Source organism: Segatella baroniae DSM 16972 = JCM 13447, from assembly GCF_000426585.1.
GTDB lineage: Bacteria > Bacteroidota > Bacteroidia > Bacteroidales > Bacteroidaceae > Prevotella > Prevotella baroniae.
Window position 1 is genome coordinate 105,522 of record NZ_AUFQ01000012.1, and the last position, 7,899, is coordinate 113,420.

Here is a 7,899-nt window from a genome sequence, read left to right on the forward strand (position 1 = left end):
CCTTTGTCGCCGTTCTTCGTAAGCGGTGGCTTTCCTGTTTCTATTTTTCAGTGACGAATAGAACGTTTTAATCAACATAATTTCAACAACAATGAACATGAAAATGATGATTCCGATGATGGCGATGGCAGCCATGCCACTTGGCGGCGTAGCCCAAAACAAGTCGGGATTGAAGATGCAGAACCTCGACAAGACTGCGAGTCCTGCAGAGAATTTCTACCAGTTTGCAACCGGAGGATGGCAAAAGAACAATCCGCTTCCTGCCGCCTACAGCCGCTTCGGCAGCTTCGACCTGTTGCAGGAGGACAACAACAAGCGTATCAACACGATTCTCGGCGAACTTCAGAAGAAGAAGTTCAAGAAAGGAACGACCGAGCAGAAGTTGTCCGACTTCTACAAGCAGGCCCTCGACGTGGAGTGCCGCAACCGGGAAGGCTATGCGCCCGTGAAGCCGTTGCTCGACGAGATTGAGGCCGCCGACACGAAAGCCGCACTCAAGGAGGTGCAGTTGAAGCACCCTTACATGGGCCTTGGCGAGAGCTACGGCTCGGGATTTGCAGCCGACGAGAAGAATGTGACGATGAACATCCTCAACGTCGGGCAGGGTGGACTGACGCTTGGACAGAAAGATTACTACATCAACAACGACGAGGCGACCGTCCAGATTCGTGAAGCTTTCAAGAGATATCTTGTCAAGATGTTCCGTCTCTACGGCTTCTCGGAGGCTGTGGTCGAGCAGAAGATGCAGGCTGTGTTCCAACATGAGACCATGCTGGCGCTCGTGTCGAAGAGCATGACCGAGTTGCGCGACCCGCAGGCCAACTACAACAAGATGACGCTGAAGGAGTTCCAGGCCAACTATCCCAACATAGACCTTGAACAATCGCTGAACGCGCAGGGCGTGAAGAGCGACTGTCTCCAGGAAATCGTGGTGGGACAACCCAGTTTCATGACGGGACTCGACAAGATTCTCGGTGCAGAAAACGCTGAAACGATGAAGGCCGTGATGGAGTGGGACGTCATCAGTGGTTCGTCCAGCTACTTGAGTGACGAGATTCGTGAAGCCAACTTCGACTTCTTCGGCCGCACGATGAGTGGCCGCAAGGAGGATTATCCGCTGTGGAAGCGTGCCACCAACCAAGTGGAGAGCGTCATGGGCGAAGCGTTGGGCAAGATGTATTGCGAGCGTTACTTCCCCGCTTCATCCAAGAAGATGATGGAACAGCTCGTGCGCAATCTGCAAATCAGCCTCGGCCAGCGCATCGACGCGCAGACCTGGATGAGCGACACCACCAAGGCTGCCGCGCACAAGAAGCTGGATAAGTTCTATGTGAAGATTGGTTATCCCAACAAGTGGACTGATTACAGCAAACTCGACATCGATCTCGCCAAGTCGTTCTACGAGAATGTGCTGGCTTGTCGTGAATTCGCCGTCAAAAAGGTCATCGACGAAAGAGCCGGAAAGCCTGTCGACAGAGACGAATGGCTGATGACGCCGCAGACCGTCAACGCTTACTACAACCCCACGACCAATGAAATCTGCTTCCCGGCAGGCATTCTCCAGTATCCGTTCTTCGACCCGAAGGCCGACGACGCTTTCAACTATGGTGCCATCGGCGTGGTGATTGGTCATGAGATGACCCACGGCTTCGACGACCAAGGCCGCCAGTACGACGCCGACGGCAATATGAAGGACTGGTGGACGGCCAACGACGCCAAGGGTTTCAATGAGCGTGCCGACCTCTATGCCAACTTCTTCGACGCCATCGAAGTGTTGCCCGGTCTCCACTCCAACGGCCGTTTCACGCTGGGCGAGAACCTGGCCGACCACGGAGGCTTGCAGGTGGCTTTCAACGCGTTTGAAAATGCCACGGCCAAAAAGCCGCTGAAGAATCTCGACGGCTTCACGCCCGAGCAGCGATTCTTCCTGGCTTATGCCGGCGTTTGGGGCCAGAACATCACCGATCAGGAAATCCGCAACCGCGTGAAGCGCGACCCGCACGCGCTGGGCAAGTGGCGTGTGAATGGCGCCTTGCCTCATGTCGACGCATGGTACAAGGCTTTCAACGTGAAGAAGGGCGACAAGATGTATATTCCCGAGAACGAACGCCTCCAGCTCTGGTAATCTCCAGGCTGTGCAAAATCATCAAACGCGTATTTCCAAATTGCTTTTTGGAAGTACGCGTTTGTCTTTTCCACCTCGGTGATTTAACTCAAGCGGTTTGTTGGAACATGGTCACGGCATACTGCGCATGCAACCGCCCGGCGACTTTAGAAACACTTGCCTAAGCTTTTTACTCTTTTACTTTTTTACCCTTTTACTTTTCCTTTTCCACCATGGCCTCGCACAGCTTGCGTTGCAGCACCCGTGCGTCGAGCACCGACATGTCGGTGTCCATGATGGCGAAGGCCAGCAGGTGGCCGTTGCCCCCTTCGCAGTAGCCCGCCAGCGAACTGATGCCATAGGGGTGGGAGAGTGTTCCGGTCTTTGCCCTGATTTTGCCCCGCGTCTTGGCTCCTGCCATCTCACGCCGCATCGTTCCGTCCACGCCCGCGACGGCCAGTTGGCTTCTCAACAGCCTGTAGATGGGCTTGTGTTGATAGCCGTAGCGCAGCACGGTGGTGAGCGATCGGGGCGAAAGGAGGTTGTAGGTGCAGAGTCCGCAACCGTCGTGGATGACGAGGGTAGTGTCCCGCAGACCGAGTTCTTCACGCATGAATTTCTTCAGATAGGCCACTCCCGCAGCCGTGTAGTTGCCCTTGGGGCTGACCTTATGCCCGATGGTATAGAGCAACGATGTGGCTTGCGTGTTGGAACTGTTCTTCCACATGCGCCGGGTCACGCGATCGATGGAGCGGTAGAAGCGGAAAATGCAGTGCGAGCCCTTGGGCAACTGCGCCATGACGAGCTGTGCGTCGCTCACGGCAATGCCCTGGTTGCGCAGCACAGCCTTGAATTCCCGCTTCACGCGGTCGGCGCCTTTGTAGAAAATGCCATATCGGGAGAACGACAAGTCCCAGGGATACCAGTGCGGTTCGCTCTTCACGGGCTCGTGCAGCAGCAAGTCCAGGTTGACATTGCCTTTCACATGCTTGATACCTTTGCGTCGCAAGGCCTCGGCAAACATCCTCAGGTCGGGCCCGTTGAGCTGCGGTTCCAGCCCGACCTTCAGCGTCACGCTGCCCACGAGCGTATCTTTCACCATGTGGCCCTGCGTGTAGATGGATGTGGAATATAGGTGTTTCGTGCCTAAGAGGTGCAGTCCGGCCACGCCGCTGAGCAGCTTCATGCACGAGGCCGACGACTGCGCCTTGTCTTCGTCATAGCCGTAGACGGGTTTGTCGGCCGTCAGGTCGTAGACATGAAAGCCGAAGTTGCCCTTGGGGCGTGGCTTTTTGGCGAAGTCGGCCAGCCGATTTCTCAGCGCGCTGTCTATTTTGATGGAATTTTGAAGGGCCTGTCCGTTGTCTTTTTCCTTGCTTTTGTTCTCGTTTCCGCAGGCCATCAACAAGGGTAAGGCCATCGAGAGAACGAGATATTTCTTTGTATGTCGTGTATAATTCATTGTCCTTTTGGGTTTGATGACCGCAAAGTTACTGAATTCTTTTCGATTCGTTCCTTGTTGGCAAACTAAAAAGCGTCATTCGTGAACGGTCGTCGGCGCTGCACTTCTCGAATGTCAGCAGTCTGCCGGCTGTGCTTTTGTCTTCTGACCGCAGTCCTTTTGCGTTGTCAAAGGGCTGCTTTTAGCGGCCAATCGCTATGCTTTTACACGCTCAAAGCATAGCGAATCTCCATCACTCTGTAGTTTTATCACCCGTGTCGTTTTGGAATCTCGAATATAATCATTATTTTTGTGGGTATCATTCACTATCTTTGCATTGTATTTTAATAGAGAATATGCCATTACGTTTACCCGACAAACTACCTGCAATAGAGCTTCTGAAGAAGGAAAACATATTCGTCATGGATGATACAAGGGCCCATACCCAGGATATCCGTCCATTGAAAATCGTGGTGTTGAACCTCATGCCGTTGAAGATAACGACGGAAACGGACTTGATTCGCCTGCTGTCGAACACGCCGTTGCAGATGGAAGTGTGCTTCATGAAGCTGAAAAGCCATACGCCGAAGAATACGCCTGTGGAGCACATGATGATGTTTTACAAGGACTTTGACGAATTGAGGTTGCAGAAGTTCGACGGAATGATCATCACGGGAGCACCCGTGGAGCACATGCCGTTTGAGGAAGTGGGCTATTGGAAGGAGGTGACTGCGATTTTCGATTGGGCCCGCACCCACGTGACGAGTACGCTCTACATCTGCTGGGCGGCACAGGCGGGCCTCTATCACTTCTATGGCGTGCCTAAATATCCGTTGCCAAAGAAGAAGTTCGGCATTTTCCGCCAGTATCCGCTCAACCAACAGCTGCCGATATTCCGCGGCTTTGACGACGTGTTCTACATGCCGCACAGCCGACATACGGAAGTGAGGCGCGAAGACATAGAGCATGTGGATGGGCTGACGGTCGTTTCCGAGTCGCCGGAGAGCGGCGTGAGCATTGTGATGGCCCGCAACGGCCGTGAGTTCTTCATCACGGGCCACTTGGAGTACGCGCCCAACACGCTGGATATAGAGTATCGGCGCGACCTCGGCAAGCGGGATGACGTGGGGTTGCCGCAGAATTACTATCGCAATGATGAACCCGCCGATGGGCCTGTCGTGACTTGGCGCTCTTCGGCCAATCTCTTCTACAGCAACTGGATAGACTATTATGTTTACCAGGAAACGCCGTATGACATTAATGCGATACGTTAGTGATTAAAAGCCCCCCCTTTACTTTTTTACCCTTTTACTTTTTTACCTTTTCCAATGCGTCTTCTCGAACTGTTGGCTCCAGCCAAGAATCTGGAATGTGGCATGGCTGCCATCGACCATGGTGCCGATGCCGTATATATCGGCGCCCGTAAGTTTGGCGCCAGGGCAGCGGCAGGCAATTCGGTGGAAGACATTGGTGAGTTGTGCCGCTATGCGCACCAGTTCGGCGCACGTGTCCACGTGACGGTAAACACCATCGTCTATGATGGAGAACTGGAGGACACGATGGCTTTGATAAAGCAATTGGATGAAGTGGGGGTGGACGCGCTGCTCTTGCAGGATATGGGCGTGTTGTCCAAAATCGTAGCGGAAATGCCCGACTGTCATTTTCAACTACATGCCAGCACGCAATGTGACAGTCGTAGTATAGAGAAAGTGAAATGGCTCCATGCACAGGGATTCCAAAGGGTGGTGCTGGCTCGCGAGCTGTCGGCAGAAGAAATTGCGCAGATTCATGCAGCATTGCCCGATGTTGAATTGGAGGCGTTTGTGCATGGTGCGTTATGCGTAAGCTATTCGGGTGTCTGCTATGCGTCGCAGTATTGCTTTCATCGGTCGGCCAATAGGGGAGAATGCGCCCAGTTCTGCCGTATGAAGTTTGATTTGTCCGATTCTGACGGCCACGTAATTGAACGGCAACGCCATTTGCTCAGTCTGAAAGACATGAGCCAGATAGACAACCTGAAGGAGTTGGCCGATGTAGGTGCCTGCTCGTTTAAGATAGAGGGTCGCCTGAAAGATGTAGCTTACGTGAAGAATGTGGTTTCGGCTTATAGCCAACGACTGGACAAGATTGTGCAGGAGAATCCCAAACAGTATCGCAGAGCTTCACATGGGCGGGTGGAATATCACTTTGAACCCAATCTGCAAAAAACGTTCAATCGTGGCTTTACATCCTATTTTCTTCATGGACGCCAGCCCGACATAGCCAGCTTTGATACGCCCAAGGCCATGGGGGAGTATGTGGGCAAGGTGAAGGAAATACGTGGCAACAGCTTCAGTGTGGCCGGGACGGCGACATTTGCCAATGGAGATGGGTTGTGTTTCATCAACGCGGAACATGAACTGGAAGGTTTCAGGGTGAACAAGGCCGTGGGCAACCGCTTGTTTCCCATGCGTATGCCCGAACACCTGAAGCCTGGAACCGGACTGTATCGCAACAATGATGAAGCGTTTGAAAAGCTGATGGCAGGTAAGACGGCTGAACGAAAGATTGACTTGGCGATGACGTATGGCCTGACGGATGACGGGTTTCGGCTGGAGGCAAACGGAAAGAAGGCTGTGGTCGTGTTTGAACATCAGCAGGCACAGAAGCCGCAGACGGAGAATGTAAACAGACAATTGACGAAATTGGGCAATACGCCTTACCGCTGTGAGCGTGTAAAAATCGTAGATGAAGCTGACCGATATTTCATTCCAAGCAGTCTGTTGGCCGATTTGCGGCGTGATTTGACGGAGAAGTTGCAGGCTGATGTGGAGAAGAAGGCTGTGCATGAGCTTACGGACAAGGCAGGGACGGCTGTCAAGGTGGCTTGGCAGTCTGAATATAAGAAATTCCCTTATTTGTACAACATAGCCAATGAGTCTGCCGTAAAATTCTACGAGCAAGAGAACTTGGGCGAAGTGGTGCCTGCCTACGAAGTGGATGGGAGTGTTGCCAATCCGTTGGTGATGCAATGCCGCCATTGTATACGCTACTCGCTGGGCTTCTGCGTGAAACGAGGAGGGCGGAAGCCCGTTTGGCACGAGCCGCTGTTTCTCACTTTGGGTGACGGACGCAGGTTTCAGCTCGAATTTAAGTGTGATGAGTGTCAGATGAATATTTACGCAACGAAATAGAAAGGATGGATAAAATATGAAGTCAGTGCGAAGTGTCATATATATAATAATGTGTATGGTGATGACGGAGATGTTTTCGTCATGCTATCACAAACCGGCCTTCCGTCATGGGAATGCCATGCCATACAGTGAGCACCAGCAGGATTCACTGACTTTCCAGGCAACCCACCACTATACGAACAACTTCAACTTCATTGTCAGCAAGGATTCGCTGAGCCTTATGCGCCAGCAACCGGAGGAAGTCTTGTCTGGCTTGCCGATAGATACGGTCAAGGTGTTCAGGCACAACCATCTGGTTGTTGCGGACATCCGCATTCTGAAAAACGATTCATTGGCGAATGCCGACTCGGTGTGGGTGCAGCTGGCCCGTGACCAGGAGACTTTTGGATGGATTCAGGAAAGCAGGTTGTTGCCGGCCGTGGTGCCCGACGACCCGATCTCGCAGTTTATCAACACTTTCTCCAATGTCCATTTGCTGATATTCCTTGTCATCATCAGTCTCATCAGTGTTGTTTACGTGACTCGAAAACTGATGCGCCAGAATGCGAATATCGTGCATTTCAGAGACATCAGTTCCTTCTATCCCACCTTGTTGTGTATTGTTGTGGCCGCTTCTGCAACCTTCTATGCCAGCATTCAGATGTTTGCGCAGGAGACCTGGCGGCATTTCTATTTCCATCCGACGCTGAATCCCTTCTCGGTGCCTTTGATTCTGGGAATATTCCTTATATCGGTTTGGGCGATATTGATTATAGGGATTGCGGCTATAGATGACGTTCGGCATGAGCTGTCATTGGGCGAGGCTGTGATGTATCTGTGTGGTTTGGCTGCCGTATGCGCTGTGGATTATATCGTGTTCGGTATTTCCACCTTATATTATATAGGCTATTTGCTGTTGGTTGTCTACGTCGTATTTGCGCTTCGGCAGTATTTCCGTAACCATCGAGTGGTTTATCAATGTGGAAATTGCGGTGCAACCTTGCGTCGTAAGGGCCGCTGCCCGCATTGTGGAGCCATCAATGATTAAAAAAACGAGGGTGTAGAGGTGAATATAAGCTCTTTTTCTAAGCCTTATTGTAAAGAAAGTGGAAAAAGATTGCTTTTTTCGCACATTTCTTTCTCATTTCCTTGTTTTTTCGTTTTAAAGTCCCTACTTTTGCATCCGCTTTCGGGCGACGGCC

At 52.1% G+C, this 7,899-nt stretch carries 5 protein-coding genes; 4 read left to right on the forward strand and 1 reads right to left on the reverse strand.

The genetic code is table 11. The features are described from left to right. Positions 1–91: 91 nt before the first annotated feature. The gene (locus K334_RS0108840; RefSeq protein ID WP_025880666.1) at positions 92–2,125 is read left to right on the forward strand and encodes a M13 family metallopeptidase; all 2,034 of its coding nucleotides are present in this window, start codon (positions 92–94) and stop codon (positions 2,123–2,125) included. A 193-nt stretch (positions 2,126–2,318) separates the two neighbouring features. Here K334_RS0108840 and K334_RS0108845 read toward each other — a convergent pair whose 3' ends face one another. Then, positions 2,319–3,566, reverse strand: a complete 1,248-nt coding sequence (locus tag K334_RS0108845; RefSeq protein ID WP_025880667.1) for a D-alanyl-D-alanine carboxypeptidase/D-alanyl-D-alanine-endopeptidase — start codon at positions 3,564–3,566, stop codon at positions 2,319–2,321. Between the two features lie 335 nt (positions 3,567–3,901). On the opposite strand from K334_RS0108845, the gene metA reads away from it, so the two are divergent. From metA to K334_RS0108860, 3 genes are read left to right on the forward strand one after another with little or no spacing between them, the layout of a single operon-like run. Continuing rightward, positions 3,902–4,819, forward strand: a complete 918-nt coding sequence (gene metA, locus K334_RS0108850; RefSeq protein WP_025880668.1) for a homoserine O-acetyltransferase MetA — start codon at positions 3,902–3,904, stop codon at positions 4,817–4,819. Positions 4,820–4,873: 54 nt separating this feature from the next. Then, on the forward strand, positions 4,874–6,718 hold the full coding sequence (locus tag K334_RS0108855; protein WP_025880669.1) for a peptidase U32 family protein: 1,845 nt from the start codon (positions 4,874–4,876) through the stop codon (positions 6,716–6,718). A gap of 16 nt (positions 6,719–6,734) precedes the next feature. After that, complete coding sequence (locus K334_RS0108860) at positions 6,735–7,745, forward strand: TFIIB-type zinc ribbon-containing protein (protein WP_025880670.1); 1,011 nt, start codon at positions 6,735–6,737, stop codon at positions 7,743–7,745. Positions 7,746–7,899: the final 154 nt, after the last annotated feature.